Here is an 18,541-nt window from a genome sequence, read left to right as displayed (position 1 = left end):
TGCCATTTATGGCGTCAGATGCAAAAGGAGAAACAAAAGATATGAAATGGTTGGAGTCTTATCCGAAAGAAGTGAAAGTGTTTCTCGTTGCTAGCCTGATTAATTCCGCTGGAAGTTCATTGATGTGGCCGTTGGTTAGCATGTATGTGTTTGACGAACTGAACCGTAGTATGGGAGATGCAGGGATTGCGATTTTAGTGCAGTCTCTGGGCGGGATTTTTGGTCAAGTGCTGGGCGGAGCCCTCTATCATCGTATTGGAGCCAAAAAATTGATTGTTGGCTCGCTGGCGATGAACGCGCTGGGACTTCTCACGCTTCCATTTACCAGTGGTCATTGGGTAGCGTTTGTCATCATGATGGGCTTTATCGGCTTTTTTAATGTCGTATCTGTGCCTGCGATTCAGGCCTTTGTAGGTTTTCGTTTCGCTGACCGTCGTGGAGAGCTGTTTAATATTATTTATGTCGCTAACAATATTGGGGTTGCAGTGGGTACGGGATTGAGTGGCGTTCTGGCTGACCTTTCCTATCAGCTCAGCTTTGTGATGAACGGGGTGACTTCTGCGGTATTTGCCGGGTTCTTCTGGTCTTATCTAAGTAGGGTGGATCGGGAAGAGGGAGAAGTACAGCTCAGCAAGTCCGTGAAGAAAAGAGAGGAAATGCCAGCTCGTTTGCTGTTTCGTGATACCAGATTGTATCTCTTTGTGGGGTTAGGCTCGCTTTTTTTATGGTTCGGCAATTCGATCTGGAATACAGGAGTGTCTCCCCATATTATTGAGCAGGGCTTGCCTAAAACGATGTATGGGTTACTATGGACGCTGAATGGTATCCTTATTTTTGCTGCACAACCCATTATTTTTTGGATAAAACGACTGTACGCTCATCACGCTTCAGCGCAAATGACATGGGCCGGAGGATTTTATTTGGCGGCTTATATTGTCATGCTGGGCACACAGAACTATACTGGAATGATATTCGCTATGGTTCTGGCGACCCTGGGAGAAATGCTGATTGCACCTGCGGTTCCAGCATTCCTGTCTGATCATGGAGGTCGGGGTGCACCCTTTTACATTGGGCTTGTGGGGGGCATTGGCGCAGCCGGACGGGTAATGGGGCCTTATATTATGGGGAAGTTGTATGATGGCGGTGGGTTACCGCCTACACTTTGGCTGGCATCAGGCGTAGCAGTGTTGTCGATCCTGTTTTTCGTCCTGCATAGCTGGATGAACCGTTACCGGCATCATTCGGATACTTTGGATACTACGACATCCAAGGTAGATGCTCCCAGTTCTTAAGTCCTAATAAAAGTGCAGTAATATGCTGTAATTATGGTACAATAAGTGACGAATGGTTGTAGTTATTGCTTCAGGAAAGCCTTCACAGGAAGGATTGAAAGGAATTGTTTACAAGTCAACCCTTGACAATACGTCATTCGGAGATGAAGGATGCTCCTGATCTGATTGCGCTGGATGAATTGGTATGGAATGAACGCACGGCTCCCGCTTCGCTGTCTTGGAAGTCGCGCGGAGAGTTTCTGCGCAATACGCCTCCAGGCTCTCAACTGGTCGCCATCGAACAGGAAGTACTCTGCGGGTATATTGGATTTCGTTCTCCAACGCTGTTGGCTAGTAATTGTCATGTACTCGAAATAAATATAGCTGTACATCCAGCTTACCATCGTAAAGGTATTGGGACAGCGCTCATGAAATCCATGAAGGACATTGCAGCTGCCGAGGGCATACGCAAGTTGAGTTTGCGTGTACTCTCATGCAACACGGAAGCCCTTATGTTTTATGAAAAAAGTGGTTTCGCGATTGAAGGACGTTTGCATGAGGAGTTTTACATAGCAGGCCAATTCGTGGATGATGTGTTAATGGCCTATTTTTTAAAATAGGCGGGAGGCTACAGACAGTAATATTCGCTTTTATGCCCGGCCTAAACAAACAACGCCGCAGGCCTGATCAGGTCTGCGGCGTTGTTGTACAATACAATATTACCGAAGTTGCTTCCATTCATTTTGGAGCATACCATACACTGCGTGGTTCATGTAGCCGTCGGGCAGCAATTCCGCTTCGCGTACAATGCCTTCGAGCACAAAGCCCAAACGTTCTGGAATACCGCGGCTGCGGCGGTTCGTAGTTGCACAACGGATTTCGACCCGATGTAAGTTCAGCTCCATCAAAGCATACTCAACGAATACGCGGCAGGCGCTGGTCATAAGACCTTGTCCTTCGTACCCGTGTCCAAGCCAGTATCCGATGCTAACAGAGCGGTGAGTCCAATTGATCTCATGGTAGCTGATGATGCCAGCAAGCTCGTTGTCTATCCAAATTCCAGCGGTCAGACTACCGTTCTCTGCGGCTTGTTTTAAGGCGCCCTGCACGAACTGCTCTGTGTGGCTGATTTCCGTGGTAGAGTCTACCCATGGAAGCCATTGACGCAGGCGGTCACGGGACATTTCGATCAGCTCAAACAGAGGCTGCACATGCTCCTTGGTGAGCGGCCGAAGGACTGTGCGTTCGTCCAACGCATATGTAAACATGATTGATCCCCTCTTTCACTCGGAAAATCGCTAAACCAGCCAGTCTAGCATTTAATCCCATGCTACCTTATTCTGCGAGAGTCGTCAAAAGGGAGAGGAAGCTTCAAATTCTATAGGTCCCACCCGGAACCGTTCGTGCTCGTATACATATTTCAGATCCAAATCCCCTACAAATTCGGTTGGGGATACACTGCCAGATACAGTGGCTTGCAGAGGAAGCTGTTCGGCATCATACATGACGACAGAGCTAAAATCGAGATGTTTTGTAAATTGGGCTGGATCATCGTAAAATACGGATGCTTTAGGGTCTATCGTGTGTGTAACACCGTCAATCGTAACAGCAATATGGACCTGGCGGTTGTGGTCACGTAGCTCCACTGAGCTGTGTACGCGCTGGGACACAGCATCTGCTGCCGATTCGACCGCATATTCTTCCATCGTGCGTGCGTTAACAATATGCAATTCCTGCAATTCGACACCCGTTCCCGAGGCGCGTGTGATAATCACGACGGCTTCACGAACACCATCCCCGTTCACATCCCTGTAATATAATTGTGGTACGGTGGAGATATCTGCCGAGCCCGACCATCGGAATGTGCGGCGTTGCTGACCGATTTCCAGTACAGCTGAATGGAATAATCCCTGTGACGGATTAACAGCATATAAGCGGACGGATGAGTCTTCTGGAGCGCGGGCTAGCGGACGAGATTGTACGGTTTCGTTCACCGGGTCCGGTGAAGGATGGCCCGAAGTCATGACGGAAGAGGACAAAAGCATAGACAGCAGGATCACAATGAGCAGCTTAAACACGGGTGGGTCTCCTTTTCCGGGCAAAATAAAAGATATATACACTATAACGAATTTATTTGCCGAAAATGTTAACTCTTTTTCATAACTTGTCACTTTTTTTGCTGAAGCGAGCATAAGGATTTTCATTTTATTGAGTTATGCGGTGTGAAAGGGTATATTTAAGGGAACAGGTTTTACACAGATTATACGGAAGAAAGGTTGATTAGCGTGGAGAAGCCGATCACTCCCCCCAATTTTATTAAAAATGTTATTGAAGAGGATTTACGTACGGGTAAGGTAAAGGAGGTTGTTACACGATTTCCACCTGAACCTAACGGATATTTGCATATTGGACATGCCAAAGCTATCTGGATCAATTTCTCGCTGGGAGATGAATTCGGAGGACGCACAAATCTGCGTTTTGACGACACCAATCCGGCGAAGGAAGACACGGAATATGTGAACTCCATCCAGGAGGACGTGAAGTGGCTCGGTTATGAATGGGAGGAAAAACATTTTGCCTCCAATTATTTCGAAGAAATGTACAAGCGTGCTATCCTGCTGATCCAAAAGGGTAAAGCCTACGTGGATGATCAAAGCGCGGACCAAATCCGCGAAACTCGTGGCACACTGACCGAACCGGGGCAAAATAGCCCTTATCGGGATCGCAGTGTGGAAGACAATCTGAAGCTGTTTGAAGAGATGCGTGCAGGCAAATACCAAAATGGTGAAAAGGTGCTGCGTGCCAAAATTGATATGGCTTCAGGAAACATTAATTTACGTGATCCGGTTATTTACCGCATTTCACACACAGCACATCACAATACAGGCGACACATGGTGCATCTATCCAATGTACTCCTATGCTCATCCGCTGGAAGATGCGATTGAGGGAGTAACGCACTCGCTCTGTTCGCTGGAGTTCGAAGATCAGCGCCCGCTGTACGATTGGGTTGTAGCTGAATGCGAGATGGAAAAGGTACCGCACCAATACGAATTTGGACGGCTGAACCTGGCTCAAACCGTAACCAGCAAACGTAAGCTCAAGCTTCTGGTCGATGAAAAGCACGTAGATGGTTGGGATGATCCGCGTATGCCGACGATTTCCGGTTTACGTCGTCGCGGCTACACGCCGGAGGCCATCCGCAGCTTCGTATATGAGACAGGCATTTCCAAAGCCTACGGAGTCATCGATTTGCAGGTGCTGGAGCATTTTGTACGTGAGGATTTGAAGCTTAAGGCACCTCGCACCATGGCAGTCATAGATCCGTTGAAGGTGGTTATCACAAACTATCCTGAAAGACAAGTTGAGATGCTGGAGGCGGAAAATAATACTGAAAATCCGGAACTCGGTACACGTCAAATTCCGTTTTCCCGTGAAATTTATATTGAGCGTGAGGACTTCATGGAAAATCCACCGAGCAAATACTTCCGTTTGTTCCCTGGTAATGAAGTACGTCTCAAACATGCTTACTTCATTAAATGCAACGATGTGATTAAGGATGCGGACGGAAATGTAACGGAGATTCACTGTACCTATGATGTAGAAACCAAGAGCGGATCAGGCTTTACTGGACGTAAAGTGAAAGGCACGATCCACTGGGTAGAGGCTACTCAGGCTGTACCTGCCGAATTCCGTTTGTATGAGCCTTTGATTAACGCAGAGGACACGGAAGAGATTGAAGAGGATGCATCGGAAAAAACATTCCTTGACCAATTGAATCCGAACTCTTTGGAAATTGCTCATGGCTATGTCGAGCCGAACATGAAAGAAGCTCAATCGCAGGACAAGTTCCAATTTTTCCGTCATGGTTATTTCAGTGTCGATCCGAAGCTGTCCAAGCCGGGTGAGCCTGTATTTAACCGTGTTGTATCGTTGAAAAGCTCTTTCCAATTGCCTAAGCAATAGGTTGTTGGAAAGTGTGGGAGAGATGGTAGCTTCATGCGACCAAGTTGAAAAGGAGTCTGCCGTCGGCAGACTCCTTTATTTTACGCATGCACACTCTTTATCCATGATCATTGACTTGACGATACTCTATTGTCTTTGCTAACAAGCCAGAAGGGAAGAGGGGATAGCTCATTCCTCTAGTGTTGTTAGGGGCTTCTTCTATTCGTTTGTGCCCGCTGGCAGTCCTGGCTGATAACCGTTCTTGTACAGCATATACCACATGATAGCGAATCCCACAGAGCCAAGTAGGGCGAAAAAGACCCCTGCATGGTACATCATTTCTCCGCCAAAGTTCTGGAATAGCCAACCTCCTGCAAAACCTGCTACGATACCGGATATACCACTCCAGGTCAAGGTATATACGGCCTGTCCGGATGATCGGTATGCTGCAGGGGTAAATAGGACGGTCAACTGGGTGCCTACATAGAAGTATCCACCGAAGGTGACGCAATGAAGTGCCTGAATGAACACGATCTGAATCGGGTCTGTGGCCAGAGCCATCAGTTCCCACCGTAAGGCAAACAGCAAACTGACGAGTGCCAAACAGCCGACCATCACGGTCATTCTTTTCTTCAAGAAGCGATCAAACAGCAAAAATACAATAATTTCGAATACCGATGACATAAAAACAGCAAAACCAAGCATCTGTTTGGACCCACCCAGTTCGGTGATATACAGGGACATAAAGGCGCTGTTGATCGAATTCGGGATGGATACAAGGATGCCCAATAAAATAAAGGATATAAAGTATCCGTTCATTAAAACGCTGCCAAAGCCACGCAAATGAATGGTTGCTGTCTCCACAGTGCTTTTCAATGGTGGAATCGACAAGGTGCAGATCAATGCAGCCAGAAGAAGTACCGTAAAGATGGTGGATATGCTGGATATCCCCGTTTGGTCAATAACTATGCCAGCAACTGCCGCTGTCACAGCCCAGCCGAAGGAACCCCATATACGGAATGAACCAAATTTCCGGTCTGTGCCCTCAATATAGCTGAGAATTAGGCTGTTGCTTTGCGCAAATAAAGGGCTTTGGAAAAAATAAAAACCAATCATCGCCACATAAATCATGATATACGTATGGACATGAAATAAAGCCTGTAGTAATAACAAGGTACCTATAATCATAAATAGCAGAATACGTCGGAGGTTACGGCTCCGGTCGCTTGTATAGCCCCAAAAAGGGTTCGCGAATACGGATACAAAAGGTCCGATAGCCATCAGACTCCCGATCTCCAGCTTGTCCATGCCGATATCTTGCAGATACAACGGGAAGAAGCTGGAGAAAATGACCATAGCTCCATATAGAAAAAAATTATACAGTTTTAAGGAATATAGAGGAGTCTCTTGAATTTCTCTCTTTTGCAAGACAAGCCATTCCTTTCTTAGCCCGATAGAGAATTGCGCATCGATGCCGATCTGTGGGAGGTTCTTTATTCCAATGTATCATGTGTTGAAAGGGTTAACAAACCAATAAATTAACAATTATGTAATAATTATTAGAAGATACTAGTTTGATATTTGTTTATGCAAACTTAATGATTATTTTGCTATTTTACTAGTTATTGTTTTTGTTGCTCCAAGGGGCGACATGTAGACGAACTACAGCATTTGAAACTATATATGGTTAGTCCTAGTAAATGCTTGGTTAGTTACAAAATCTTTATTTATAAATAGGTTCTTAAGACCTAAAGTTTATACATAGAATAGCCGATACTTAATCCATAATCAGGAGAATTTAGGATTATTTTTTTCTGAATAAAAATACATTGTCGCAGATATTACATAAAATCAGAATACTATGCTTCATAAGAAATGATATAGGTTTAATCGACTGGCCTGTATAGTTGGTTTTATGAAATATCGGGTGGAAAGGGATGGAAAATGGCATTACAGCATCATAGAGACAATTCCTTGTACCACCGATTTCCTCGGCTTCTTTTGCTTCAGGCAGGAGAAGGAGGTGAGTTGGTGACTTCTGAAACCAACGAGCCCAATGTAATACTGACTCGTGAGGGACAATCATACTATTTACATGATCCTGAGCAGCCTGGGCGGGAAGCAGAATTATTTGTTTTGGGTTTTAACGAGGTTACACCTCAAGCGCACGTGATCTTTTTTGGTGTAGGACTTGGGTATCATATTCGTGAATTTCTACGTAAGTACCCGAATACCAGCTTCTCCATCGTCGAGCCAGACACTGGTTTGATGAATATTTTTTTGCAGCATCTGAATGAAAACGATTGGCTGGCTGATGAGATGATCGAAGAGGTTATGGTAGGAGGAATGACAGGAGAGACAATCGGTACACTGCATAGGTTGATCGACCGTGTATCTGGGATCCTAGTTGTTCCATGGCTCCCGTATCGCTCCTTATTTACTGCGGAACTGAAGAAGTTTAATGAAACATTGTATAAAATGGTCTCTAACAAGAAGGACAAAATGGCTATCAATAACGTGTACGAAAAAAAATGGGCTTTAAACAGCATTCATAATTTTCCTTATATTTTACATAGTTCAGATTTTCTGCACGCAGGCTCAGAGCATATTAGGGGCAAGCCAGTCTTAGTAATATCTGCTGGCCCTTCGCTTAACGACGAAATTGAGCACCTACGGCATATTCGTGAGAACAATCTTGCTTATCTGTTTACAGTAGGATCGGCAGTGAACACGCTGGTGGAGCATGGCATTTATCCGCACGGCACATTCAGTTATGACCCGAACGAATACAACGTAAATGTAATTCAAAAGGTGATCGACAAGCGAATTGATTCAATTCCACTTATTTTCGGCAGTACGGTCGGTAAACACACACTCGATCATTATCCAGGTCGTCTTATGCATATCATCATTTCTCAGGATGAACTCTCCAAACACGTATTGCGTACACCGGAGGGAAATAAACCAACGATTATTAACGATGCTCCTTCAGTAGCGGTCATTGCACTCCAATGTCTGATCCAGATGAAAGCAGACCCTGTTGTGTTGGTAGGGCAAAATTTAGCTTATCGGGATGAACAATATTATGCTGAGGGGATTACTCATGCCCAAGGTGTTACAGCTAGTGCCGATTTGCCGCGTGTACAGGGTGTTCATGGCCAACAGGTAGTTACACGACATTCTTTTATTAAAATGAAAACAGAAATGGAGTTTTACATTAGCACAGTGAAGGGAACTGAATTTATAAACACAACGCGTGAAGGCGCTGTTATAAAAGGGACATCTTTTCAGAACTTGGAAGAGGTAATCCAGGCGCGATTAAAAGGTGCTATTGATGATGCGTGGCTGCAAACCAACAGCAATTCGGAATACGATCTCTTGTTTCTGGGGTCACGGATTGAAGAGCTTCAGCGGGATGAGGAGGCTTTTCAAGCGATTATGGAACAGATTCATCATGTTTTGCTTGGTATCAAACATAAGCTCAGTCTGAAGCAGGCCAATATGCTGAACGTGTCCTTTGGACAGTTTGATGACTTATTTGCCTCATTATTAGGTAATTGTTTTTTCAAAATATATGTTCTTCCTCGCCATCGTATGCTGTATGAGTTTTTGTACAGTAAAATGGGCGCCATTCAGAGCAGTAGGAATCCTCTAATCAGAGGGGAGCAAATTCTGCTGTACTTCGGGGATTTCATATGGAAATGCCAGCAGGATTATATGGGAATCAAGAATGAGATCCATGAATTTCACCATTCCATTCACCTAGATAAAAAGGAGCACGTATATGAGCAAGAAGAGTAGAAATAAGAATAGAAGTAAGAATCATGTAAATCGAATGATTAAGGTAAGTGTACTGACAACACAGGTGCTCAATCTAGCCAACCCATATATTTCAGCGACGTTTGCATCGGAGAGCGTAAGCGACAATATGACGGAGAATGTGTCGGTGTCGGACGGGTTCATACAAGACGCTTCCTCATCCCCTGTGGCCTTATCAGTCTATATGCAGGCGCAAATGGACGAGCCTCCATACTATACATGGCTTTCACCTCAGGAAAGTGGCGTTTCTTTGTCCGCAAATCTGGCTATGGCATTCAGCGAAGAGGTGCAGCTAGGCACAGGCCATCTGGTGGTACACCAGAAGGATGGAAGTGAAGCGGGCCGGATTAACGTGAGCGGAGGTACAGTCGTAGGTGGCACGGTACATATCAGTGGTCAGCATGTGCGGATGGAACTGGATCATCCACTGGCGGATAGTACCCAATATTATGTGGAGGTCAGCTCGGGTATGTTTGTAGATCGCGCGGGTCAAGGTACCAATGCGATTTGGGACAAGAACATGTGGACCTTCCAGACGGCAGACACCACTGCGCCGAAGTTGGTAAAGAGAAGAACACCTGAAGGATTGGAACTCAGTGGTGCAGGCCAGTATGCAGGGTTTATATTGGAGTTTAATGAGCCGATGAAGTGGAACCAAGGCTATGTAAGGCTTCACGAAGTATCAGGTGGGGCAGTGGTTCGCGAACTACGAGTATCGGGTGCAGGGAATTTAAACAGTACGCTAGAAGGACATGATAATGTAGTCGAATTTATGCTGTCAGGCGGGTTAGAAGAAGGAAAGTCGTACTATCTGGAAATCACCTCGGGAGCACTGACGGACTGGGCAATGAACCCGTATGTGGGTACGCGTACTCCAGAGGAGTGGACGTTCCGCGTGCAAGATGAGAGACCTTATTATACCTATATGTCTCCTCACGGAAATATGTGGACGCTCACACCTGAGTTGGGAATGGCATTCAGCGAAGAGGTGCAGCTAGGCACAGGCCATCTGGTGGTACACCAGAAGGATGGAAGTGAAGCGGGCCGGATTAACGTGAGCGGAGGTACAGTCGTAGGTGGCACGGTACATATCAGTGGTCAGCATGTGCGGATGGAACTGGATCATCCACTGGCGGATAGTACCCAGTATTATGTGGAGGTCAGCTCGGGTATGTTTGTAGATCGCGCGGGTCAAGGTACCAATGCGATTTGGGACAAGAACATGTGGACCTTCCAGACGGCAGACACCACTGCGCCGAAGTTGGTAAAGAGAAGAACGCCTGAAGGATTGGAACTCAGTGGTGCAGGCCAGTATGCAGGGTTTATATTGGAGTTTAATGAGCCGATGAAGTGGAACCAAGGCTATGTAAGGCTTCACGAAGTATCAGGTGGGGCAGTGGTTCGCGAACTACGAGTATCGGGTGCAGGGAATTTAAACAGTACGCTAGAAGGACATGATAATGTAGTCGAATTTATGCTGTCAGGCGGGTTAGAAGAAGGAAAGTCGTACTATCTGGAAATCACCTCGGGAGCATTGACGGACTGGGCAATGAACCCGTATGTGGGTACGCGTACTCCAGAGGAGTGGACGTTCCGCGTGCAAGATGAGAGACCTTATTATACCTATATGTCTCCTCACGGAAATATGTGGACGCTCACACCTGAGTTGGGAATGGCATTCAGCGAAGAGGTGCAGCTAGGCACAGGCCATCTGGTGGTGCACCAGAAGGATGGAAGTGAGGCGGGCCGGATTAACGTGAGCGGAGGTACAGTCGTAGGTGGCACGGTACATATCAGTGGTCAGCATGTGCGGATGGAACTGGATCATCCACTGGCGGATAGTACCCAGTATTATGTGGAGGTCAGCTCGGGTATGTTTGTAGATCGCGCGGGTCAGGGAACAAATTCCATTTGGGGCAAGAATACGTGGAGCTTCCAGACAGCAGACACTACCGCGCCGAAACTGGTAAGGAAGGTATCACCGGAAGGTTCAGAGCTTAGTGGGGCAGGCCAGTATGCAGGCTTTATGCTGGAGTTTAATGAGCCGATGAAGTGGAACCACGGTTACGTAAGACTCCGTGAAGCTTCGGGTGGGGCTGTAGTGCGAGAGCTGCGGGTATCCGGAGCCGGGAATTCGAATTTTACGTTAAAAGGCGAGGAAAATATAGCGTACATTGGGCTATCGGGTGGACTGGAAGAAGGAAAGTCGTACTATCTGGAAATTACCTCGGGAGCACTGACGGATTTGGCAATGAATCCGTATGTAGGTATGCATACTCCAGAGGAGTGGACGTTCCGCGTACGAGATGAGCGCTCACATCGTTCTAAGGATAAAGAAACGTCAGCTCAGGGTACTTCGTCAGCGGCTTCCCAAACAGAGACTAAGACGGGGGCCGTATTAACAGACGCTAAGACAGTAGCCGATAAGAGCCGCACTATTCAACTTATTGGTTTGAACGATGGAGACGTCAGCCAAGCCCTGAATGTTACAATCGGTGAGCAGAAAGAGTTGGTCGTGGACGCCTCGGGGTACAATAAAGGAGCAAAAGTGAGTATACCTTCTACCTTTTTAAAGGAATATGAGAAAGAAAATACAAAGGTGCCGATTAGCATTCACACAGCAGTAGCCCAGTTTACTCTTTCTACTGAATTGGTTGGCAAATTGGTCTCATTATATCCTGAAGACAACCTGATCGTCGAAATTTCAGCGTTGTCAGGCGAAAACGGTGCACAAGTGCGACAAGCTATTGCTGACACGGGTTTAGCGAATGTTGTGGTAAACCCGGTTGATTTCAAGCTTATGGCTGGAGATCAAGAGATCACTGAATTTTTCGGGCATTATGTGGAACGGAAATTGATTCTCGATCATGAAGTTGATCCTAAGCATATAGCGGCCGTTTGGTTCGATCCTAAGACAGGTGTGTTGTCGTCTGTTCCCGTGTTGATTCAGAATGTGGATGGGCAATTAGAGGCAATTATTAAGTCAAACCATAACAGCATTTATGCTGTAGTCTCAGCAGACAAAAAGTTTAAGGATCTAGAAAATCATTGGGCGCAGAAAGATGTAGAGATGCTGGCAAACAAGTTGATTGTCCAAGGTGTTCAGCCTGATATTTTTGAACCGAATCGGGCGGTAACAAGAGCTGAATTTGTGGCAATGCTTGTGCGTGGGCTTGGTATGCAGGAAAAGCCGTTAACGGAGCCTTTTACAGATGTGAAAGAAAATGCCTGGTATGCTGGTAGTGTTGGAGCTGCAGTGGAAGCTGGTCTGATCCGTGGTTACGGGAATCAGTCATTTGGACCAGAAAGATTGATTACTCGCGAGGAGATCGTGGTTATTACCGAAAAGGCTGCACATTACGCTCAAACACTGAATGCTGGTCCTGCTAATGAGAAATATAAAGAGATTTACAGCGACGCACCTACTGTTTCTCCTTGGGCTCAAGATGCTATGGCGCAGGCTACAGAGCAAGGCTTAATTAAGGGGGTCTCTCCCGACTTGCTTGCGCCCAAACAGCAGGCGGCCCGGGCGGAGGCTACTTCCATAATAAAACGATTTTTGCAACTTATTAAGTTCACGAATTAAAAGTAATGAACTAGACGAATAGGCACCCTCTTTTTTGGCGATCCAGGTGGATCGCCATTTTTTATACTTTATATAGATGATATTATTAGATTTATCCGTGTTTAATGATAGAATTTGTCTAGCAAAAGGAGGTGCGATGGTGATGGTGGAGGTGACTGGAATTATCGTGGCAGGTGGGCGCTCTAGCAGAATGGGACAGGACAAGGCGCTACTTCAGCTGGGAGGTGTTACGGTACTGGAGAGAATAGCCGCTGTGTTGGGGCAGGTAGCAAAACGGGTTATTGTAGTGACTCGGGATACGCAGCAGTATAGGGAGCTTGATCTGGAAACGACAAAAGACCTGTATCCCGGCTTAGGGCCTTTGAGCGGTATTCATGCGGGACTTTCTGCTTCCAGAACGGAGTGGGGCATTGTCGTTGCCTGCGATATGCCCTTCGTGCAGCCAGAGATATTGTGTGCTTTGCTTACTCACGCAACGAACTGGACAGCGGCGCAAGAGACAAGTAGTGAACAAGGAAAACAACAAGTACAGGGGGATCATGCACCCTTGACAGGAAAAGGCTCATCGCCCCAGCCAGCAGAACCAGCATTACAGGCAGTGATTGCCTCTGTGGATGGACGTATACATCCGCTGCTAGGCATATACCATCAAAGTGTGTTGCCGTCTGCCGAGCAATGTCTGCGTAGTGGACGTCTTCGTCTGATCGACTGGCTAGATTCATTGAACGTTCGTTATGAGACAGCGGGCGATTGGCCAGGTGCGAGCTTAGAGATGTGGCGGCAAGCTGTATTTAATATGAACTACCCGCAAGATTATCAGACTACAGTGGAGCAATTGGAGCATATACAAAAACGTACCGAACGTGCACAGAACCTGGAAAACCCAGAACGATAACTACATCAAGAACGAAAGGAAATAACGGAAGATGAGAGAGAAGAAGTGTAATGGTTTTGAGGGGAGTACATAACATGTTGGAAGCTATTATCCATGCTGTTTTATTAGCGCTGGGTTTGATTTTGCCTTTGGGGGTACAGAATGTATTTGTGTTTAATCAAGGGGCGTCCCAGTCGCGGTTTCGCAATGCACTGCCTGCTGTCATTACAGCGGGTATCTGTGATACAATCCTGATCACGCTTGCGGTTTGGGGCGTATCTCTTATTTTGCAGCAATTTCTATGGCTCACAAACGTACTCTATGCAGCGGGCTGTTTGTTTCTGCTGTATATGGCCTGGACTCTTTGGAAATCGCGGGCAGTCTCCTCAGGAGAAAGCCAGGCGATGCGCCCGAAACGACAGATGATTTTTGCCGCTTCGGTATCGCTATTGAATCCACATGCCATACTCGACACTGTTGGAGTAATTGGAACCAGCTCCCTTCAATATGACGGCGGGGAACGCTGGGCCTTTGGTCTGGCCGCCGTGTCCGTATCTTGGATATGGTTTATCGGTCTGGCAACGGCGGGGCGTCTCGTGGGACGTATGGATTCAGAAGGGAAGTTTGGGACTGTGCTCAACAAAATATCGGCACTGATTATTTTAGGCCTGGCAATGTATATGGCGATAAATTTTATTACCAGTATGTGATCCAAGCCTGGTTAGAGGAAAAACTTCAAAACAGCGAATACCCCGCTCAAAGCAAAGGGAACACCGATCAAAAACAGCATAAAGGCCAGACAGCCAGCACCATTTACACCGCCTGCAATTCGGGCGTCCAGAGGGTTGGATGGATTGTATAATACCTTAATCTTGCTGCCAACCCGGTTGAGGCTTAGGTTGGTGCTATAAGGATTCCAGAATTCTACGGCTTCACCTGAAGCTGTATAGAAGCGCACCTTTAATCGGCGGGTGTAGCTAGTATCTACCGGATCATCTCGGTCAAAGGGAACGACATCAATATCTACTTCGATATGCGCATCAACGATTTGCCCCTTGGTACGGACCCAGTGGCGTTTACGATAACGATGACGACGGATCGTTCTGAATCCAAAATAGATGAGTAGCAGTCCAATCAAGCTGAACAATGGCATCAGCAGATCGGAGCTAAAATGAAACCAATACACATTGAAATCAATGGAGATGATAATCTACTCCTTTAAATAAGCGATAATCAATATATCGGACATTTTTTAGGAACAGTTTAATTCTTCCATAGAGATAACGCAGAGCTGTATGGATATAAAAAGATCCTACTTCACCGGGAAGTGGATCTTTTTTATATCTAGGATAATTACTTTTTGCTCGATAGGGACATGTCAAAATCAACATCCTTGATAAATTCGATAACCTCACCATTAGGGCTGTGGACTAATGCATTTGTTACAACCAGAGGAGGTTCGCCAAGTGTAAGCTGATTGGGTTCCACAAAGGTTCTTGCTCCGTGGGCAAGGGCTTTTTGATATATTTCATCTACATTGTCTACGTAAAATGCCAAGTGTAATAAAGCCCCGTGAGCAATATCTTGCTCGGATGAAGCTTTTTTTCCTTGGGCAGGAATGACAGCATCATTATCAAAAATTTCGAGACAGGTTCTCTGATCGGGTGAGATCAGCATGGAAGCCTCTTGAATTCGAAAAGACGGAAGACTCCAGTGATGTCCTCTTTTAAATCCCAATACCTTGGTATAAAATGCAATGGTCGCTTGATAGTCACGGGCTTGTATGGCAACATGCGCTAGTCCCTTTACGCTCATTTCAAATCCTCCTTTTGATTCAGGATTTTGCAAAATTCGATTCTAGTCGCTCCGAAGTGCAATATATAGACGAACTAAACCATTTCGATCTATATATCGTTCATTGGAAGTCGCTTATGAGATTTTTGCAAAATCCTCATGTAAGTAAACCTTATTATATGAATATTTATGTGGTGCTTATATATTTAAAGTAAGGTTTTTATACTATATTAATTATTAAATAAAAGTTAATTGGGATGAAAAATATTATTTTTTAAAATTCAGGTCAGGAGGCTCGATATGCAGCATCACATAGACGATATAGATCACAAAATCATGAAATTGCTACATCATGACGCTCGGATAACTATTTCCCAAATCAGTAAAGAAATCTCGATGTCACAGCCGTCTGTTAAAGAAAGGATAACCAAGCTTGAAGAACGAGGGATTATTTCCGGATATAGTACCGTATTTAATTTACGGGAAATGAATCGAGGGACGACTACATTTATTCTAATAAAGACAGAACATTGCCAAGAGCTGGTTGAATTTTGTAGAGAGGCGAAGGAAGTCACCGATTTATTTCGCATTAGTGGGGAATTTAATTATCTCATTAAGGTACAAACCGCGTCGGTAGAGGAAATTGCAGAGCTTCAGGATTCACTAGTCAAGCTGGGTCCTTCGAAGTCGCATATTTGTATGAAAAATATACTGGAGAACAGGGTTTTGCTGTAAGCCAATCGGAGAACCGAACATTTGGAATATAGAGCATTCGGAATAACTGTATTTGTGAAATAAAGATAAGCGAATGCTTGGATGAAATAAAAAAAAAGTGACGCTGAATTACAACAGCGTCACCGTAATGCCTTGCTCCAGACGCTTCACGTCCTGGAGCTCGATCTTCCCAGCCATGGCGTGCAGAGCTGCCGCTGTGCCGCAGGCCGCTCCCTGCCGTAGCATGGCAGGGAGATCCAGCCCCGTCGCCGCGCCGGTGACCAGCCCGGCGACCATGGCGTCACCGCTGCCGAGCGCGCTGACAATGTCCGCGTCTGGCAGGCTCACGCGGTAGCGCGCATCGCTCGTTACCGCCAGCGCCCCGCGCGCGCCGAGCGAGATGACGGCCAGCTGCGCTCCGGCTTCCAGCAGCTTTGCTGCCGCCGCTTCAGCGGCATCCGGGCGCGCTGCGTCGATTCCCGCGAAGTGGGCGGCCTCGTCCTCGTTAGGCTTCACGAGGTCGGGCTTTCCGCGCAGCCCCAAGCGCAGCGCCTCACCGCTCGCGTCGAGCGCCACCCGCGCGCCGCGCGCCTTCGCCAGCGTGCACAGCTCGGCGTACAGATCGGGCGGGCAGCCGGGTGGCAGGCTGCCGGAGAATACGACCCAAGCCGAATCCTCGGCAAGGGTCTCGATTTTGCGCCGCAGTGCGGCTAATTCAAGCGGCCCAACGGTCGGTCCGCTCTCAATCAGCTCGGTCTGCGTGCGTGCGGACGGGTCGAGCACGGTAATGGCGAGACGGGTCTCCCCATGTGCCGTTTCAATGAAATCGGCGCTTACGCCTTCTGCGCTCAACCCGTCAATGAGCAGCCGTCCGGTGTGTCCGGCAGCAAACCCGGTCGCTCGTACAGGCTCGCCGAGCGTGCGAATGACGCGAGCGGCATTCACGCCCTTGCCGCCCGGTACCGTCAGGGCGCCTTTAATGCGGTGGACGGCATTCAAACCGAAGCCTGCAACCGTGTAGATTTTATCCACAGCCGCGTTAAGCGTTACGGTGGTAATCACAAGGCATCACTCCTTTAAGATCAGCAATTTGCAACATTTGATGCTATTCGCTCATGCTAAGATATCAGCTTTAATCCCAATGCTGCGGCAAGAATCATGGCGATGAATAAAACACGCAGTACGCTTTTTTGTTCACCGTACAAGAACATGCCTGTAATCGTGCTGCCAACCGTTCCGATGCCTGTCCATACCGCATAGGAAGTTCCCATAGGCAAACTTTTCATGGCATAGCTGAGTAGAGAGAAGCTAAGAACAAAGGATAAGACCATAAGCACTAAGGACTTCCAGCCTTTGCCCACTGTAACTCCCTTCATACCGATGACTCCTAACACTTCCGAGCATCCCGCGATAACCAATGCAATCCAAGCCATTATGCACCACTCCCTTCCTGAACATCACGGTCGGTAACTAACTTCAAGCCGACCACACCTGCCAGTAAAAGGGCAATTAACAGCGTTTTGGACCATTGAAACGGTTCCCCAAATAGCAGCATTTCGCCTACGACTGTTCCCCCTGTCCCCAGTCCGGTAAATACAGCATACACCGTGCCTACAGGAAGTCGTTTCGCAGCCTTCATGATTAAATAAAAGCTAGCCACCACAGCCAGCACAGTTACAGCCCAGGCGAGTGCAGAATCCGCATGCTTCAAACCCGATACCCATACGACCTCAATCAGGCCGCCAACAAAAACGTAAATCCAACTGCGATTCATGATGAATGTTCTCCTCAAAAATAAATTTTATAAGTTCGACGGCTTCACGCTTCATGAGGTGAGGTTGTTAACGTAATCCCACGCCAAAAAATAGGCCATGCAGCGTTCAGTCTTCGGTGGTAGTTGATGCTTCCACTGTACAGGAGCTCCACCATGACTCCGTCCACCAGGGTCATAAAGGCTAAAGCCACATCCACTGGCTCCATATGCCCAAAGGGTTCCCGATCCCGTGTATTCCGGAGGCGGCGAGTTAATTTTCGCTCCATTTTATCCAGAAAAGGATTAACAATATCCAGCACCTCGTGATACAACGATACAGGCGGAAAGAAGGAAAAGCGAAGCATAAACTTGGCTGAGTCGTTGCTCTCATATTCCTGTCCCATCCAAAACAAGAAGTCATGCAGGGTATGCTTAAGCGGCTGATCTTTACGTTCCGTAAAGTATTCGAAAATACGTAAATTCTGCTCTTGAAAAGCATACCTCGCCACCTGTAGAAACAGATCCTCCTTGCCTTGGAAATGCGCGTATATAGACGGTTTTCGGATACCGACCTCAGTGGCAATACTGCTCAAGGAGGCTCCCTCATACCCATTGGTGGCAAATTGAAAAAGAGCAGCCTTTCGAATCTCTTCCATCCCCATTATTTTCACCTACCTAACGTTCGTTAGTTTATTCTTGCACGAAAAAAAATAAGTGTCAACCCAGCATCATTGCGTTTTGTATAAAGCTTTTCTTTGGATTTTTTTTATCAACAATTTAATAAAA

The 18,541-nt window shown here is 46.7% G+C and carries 16 protein-coding genes and 1 pseudogene; 8 read left to right on the top strand and 9 right to left on the bottom strand.

The features are described 5' to 3' along the window. The first annotated feature begins 41 nt into the window (after positions 1 to 41). Both KAI37_RS23965 and KAI37_RS23960 read left to right on the top strand, forming a co-directional pair. Positions 42 to 1,292, top strand: a complete 1,251-nt coding sequence (locus tag KAI37_RS23965; protein ID WP_220030350.1) for an MFS transporter — start codon at positions 42 to 44, stop codon at positions 1,290 to 1,292. 104 nt (positions 1,293 to 1,396) lie between these two features. Next, on the top strand, positions 1,397 to 1,891 hold the full coding sequence (locus KAI37_RS23960) for a GNAT family N-acetyltransferase (RefSeq protein WP_071558126.1): 495 nt from the start codon (positions 1,397 to 1,399) through the stop codon (positions 1,889 to 1,891). Between the two features lie 99 nt (positions 1,892 to 1,990). On the opposite strand, the gene KAI37_RS23955 is transcribed toward KAI37_RS23960, so the two are convergent. Together KAI37_RS23955 and KAI37_RS23950 are read right to left on the bottom strand one after the other, a co-directional pair. Continuing rightward, positions 1,991 to 2,539, bottom strand: a complete 549-nt coding sequence (locus KAI37_RS23955; RefSeq protein ID WP_025722193.1) for a GNAT family N-acetyltransferase — start codon at positions 2,537 to 2,539, stop codon at positions 1,991 to 1,993. An 84-nt stretch (positions 2,540 to 2,623) separates the two neighbouring features. Further along, complete coding sequence (locus tag KAI37_RS23950) at positions 2,624 to 3,349, bottom strand: copper amine oxidase (RefSeq protein ID WP_071558127.1); 726 nt, start codon at positions 3,347 to 3,349, stop codon at positions 2,624 to 2,626. A 207-nt stretch (positions 3,350 to 3,556) separates the two neighbouring features. Between KAI37_RS23950 and KAI37_RS23945 the strand changes: the two genes are divergently transcribed. Beyond that, a complete protein-coding gene (locus KAI37_RS23945) occupies positions 3,557 to 5,236 on the top strand; it encodes a glutamine--tRNA ligase/YqeY domain fusion protein (protein WP_220030349.1) in 1,680 nt (559 codons plus the stop codon). 187 nt (positions 5,237 to 5,423) lie between these two features. Here the strand turns inward: KAI37_RS23945 and KAI37_RS23940 are convergent. Beyond that, positions 5,424 to 6,643 (bottom strand): annotated as a pseudogene (locus tag KAI37_RS23940) (MFS transporter); the annotation flags it as partial. A 603-nt stretch (positions 6,644 to 7,246) separates the two neighbouring features. Here KAI37_RS23940 and KAI37_RS23935 point away from each other — a divergent pair. The 4 genes from KAI37_RS23935 (at position 7,247) to KAI37_RS23920 (ending at position 14,204) form a co-directional block, all read left to right on the top strand. Continuing rightward, a complete protein-coding gene (locus KAI37_RS23935; RefSeq protein ID WP_258383018.1) occupies positions 7,247 to 9,016 on the top strand; it encodes a motility associated factor glycosyltransferase family protein in 1,770 nt (589 codons plus the stop codon). Then, positions 9,000 to 12,620 carry an Ig-like domain-containing protein gene (locus tag KAI37_RS23930; RefSeq protein ID WP_220030347.1) on the top strand — a complete coding sequence of 1,207 codons (3,621 nt, stop codon included), beginning with the start codon at positions 9,000 to 9,002 and terminating at the stop codon, positions 12,618 to 12,620. Before KAI37_RS23935 ends, KAI37_RS23930 begins: the two co-directional genes overlap by 17 nt. Positions 12,621 to 12,762: 142 nt before the next feature. Then, the gene (gene mobA / locus KAI37_RS23925) at positions 12,763 to 13,515 is read left to right on the top strand and encodes a molybdenum cofactor guanylyltransferase (protein ID WP_181127317.1); all 753 of its coding nucleotides are present in this window, start codon (positions 12,763 to 12,765) and stop codon (positions 13,513 to 13,515) included. A gap of 74 nt (positions 13,516 to 13,589) precedes the next feature. Beyond that, on the top strand, positions 13,590 to 14,204 hold the full coding sequence (locus tag KAI37_RS23920; RefSeq protein ID WP_220030346.1) for a LysE/ArgO family amino acid transporter: 615 nt from the start codon (positions 13,590 to 13,592) through the stop codon (positions 14,202 to 14,204). Between the two features lie 11 nt (positions 14,205 to 14,215). Here KAI37_RS23920 and KAI37_RS23915 read toward each other — a convergent pair whose 3' ends face one another. Then, on the bottom strand, positions 14,216 to 14,680 hold the full coding sequence (locus KAI37_RS23915; protein WP_071643385.1) for a DUF3592 domain-containing protein: 465 nt from the start codon (positions 14,678 to 14,680) through the stop codon (positions 14,216 to 14,218). Between the two features lie 167 nt (positions 14,681 to 14,847). Beyond that, complete coding sequence (locus KAI37_RS23910; protein ID WP_071643383.1) at positions 14,848 to 15,309, bottom strand: VOC family protein; 462 nt, start codon at positions 15,307 to 15,309, stop codon at positions 14,848 to 14,850. A 279-nt stretch (positions 15,310 to 15,588) separates the two neighbouring features. On the opposite strand from KAI37_RS23910, the gene KAI37_RS23905 reads away from it, so the two are divergent. Further along, positions 15,589 to 16,023 carry an Lrp/AsnC family transcriptional regulator gene (locus tag KAI37_RS23905; protein WP_220030345.1) on the top strand — a complete coding sequence of 145 codons (435 nt, stop codon included), beginning with the start codon at positions 15,589 to 15,591 and terminating at the stop codon, positions 16,021 to 16,023. A gap of 108 nt (positions 16,024 to 16,131) precedes the next feature. Here KAI37_RS23905 and KAI37_RS23900 read toward each other — a convergent pair whose 3' ends face one another. From KAI37_RS23900 to KAI37_RS23885, 4 genes are read right to left on the bottom strand one after another with little or no spacing between them, the layout of a single operon-like run. Further along, a complete protein-coding gene (locus KAI37_RS23900) occupies positions 16,132 to 17,064 on the bottom strand; it encodes a 1-phosphofructokinase family hexose kinase (RefSeq protein WP_071643381.1) in 933 nt (310 codons plus the stop codon). A 56-nt stretch (positions 17,065 to 17,120) separates the two neighbouring features. After that, positions 17,121 to 17,435, bottom strand: coding sequence for a DMT family transporter (locus KAI37_RS23895; RefSeq protein ID WP_013312355.1), 315 nt, complete (start codon positions 17,433 to 17,435; stop codon positions 17,121 to 17,123). Then, entirely contained in the window at positions 17,435 to 17,776 is a 342-nt protein-coding gene (locus KAI37_RS23890; protein ID WP_023990733.1) for a DMT family transporter, read from the bottom strand. Before KAI37_RS23890 ends, KAI37_RS23895 begins: the two co-directional genes overlap by 1 nt. 44 nt (positions 17,777 to 17,820) lie before the next feature. After that, on the bottom strand, positions 17,821 to 18,417 hold the full coding sequence (locus KAI37_RS23885; RefSeq protein WP_220030344.1) for a TetR/AcrR family transcriptional regulator: 597 nt from the start codon (positions 18,415 to 18,417) through the stop codon (positions 17,821 to 17,823). Positions 18,418 to 18,541: the final 124 nt, after the last annotated feature.

The sequence above is a fragment of the Paenibacillus sp. S25 genome, from assembly GCF_019454085.1.
GTDB classification, from domain to species: Bacteria; Bacillota; Bacilli; order Paenibacillales; family Paenibacillaceae; genus Paenibacillus; species Paenibacillus polymyxa_B.
The sequence above is the reverse complement of the archived record's forward strand: the minus strand, read 5'-3'. Positions and strand labels throughout refer to the sequence as shown.